The organism is Streptomyces glaucescens (assembly GCF_002154375.1).
Taxonomy (GTDB): Bacteria; Actinomycetota; Actinomycetes; order Streptomycetales; family Streptomycetaceae; genus Streptomyces; species Streptomyces glaucescens.
The window spans coordinates 1-580 of record NZ_MUND01000589.1 but is presented as its reverse complement, the minus strand read 5'-3'; the positions used below and the strand labels follow the sequence as shown (position 1 = coordinate 580).

Here is a 580-nt window from a genome sequence, read left to right as displayed (position 1 = left end):
CCTGGCGGTGGCGGAGCCGGATGCGGGTGGGGGTGCTGTGGTGGTGGCGGAGCAGGGTGTGCTGTCGGGTGAGGTGCCGTTGCTGCCGGTGCAGGAGTGGTTCTTCGGCCGGGGGTTCGTGCGGCCGGGGCACTGGAACCAGGCGTTCTTGGTGCGGGTGCCGGAGTTGGACGCGGGGCGTCTGGAGGAGGCGCTGCGGGGTTTGGTGGAGCGGCATGACGCGTTGCGGCTGCGGTTCCGTGGGGGTGTGCAGTTCTATGACGTGGAGGCGTCGTTCCCGGGGCTGCGGGTGCTGGATGTGCGTGAGCTGCCGGGTGGTGAGGGTTCGGCCGGGTTCGCGGGGGCGTTGCGGGAGCGGCTGACGGGTTGGCAGAGCGGGTTCGGTCTGGAGCGGGGTCCGATGGCCTCGTTCGGGTATCTGCACGGTTTCTCGGACGGCAGTGCCCGGGTGTTCTTCGCGCTGCATCACCTGATCACGGACACGGTGAGCTGGCGTGTTCTCGCGGAGGATCTGCGCGCTCTGTATGAGGGGCGTGAGCTGGGGGCGAAGGGGACGAGTTACCGGCAGTGGTCGCAGGCG

Annotated in this window: 1 protein-coding gene; it reads left to right on the top strand. The window is 69.7% G+C overall.

The features are described from left to right. Positions 1 to 37: 37 nt before the first annotated feature. Positions 38 to 580: condensation domain-containing protein (locus CCN42_RS32470; protein ID WP_245877572.1), on the top strand; the 543-nt coding region annotated here is incomplete at its 3' end.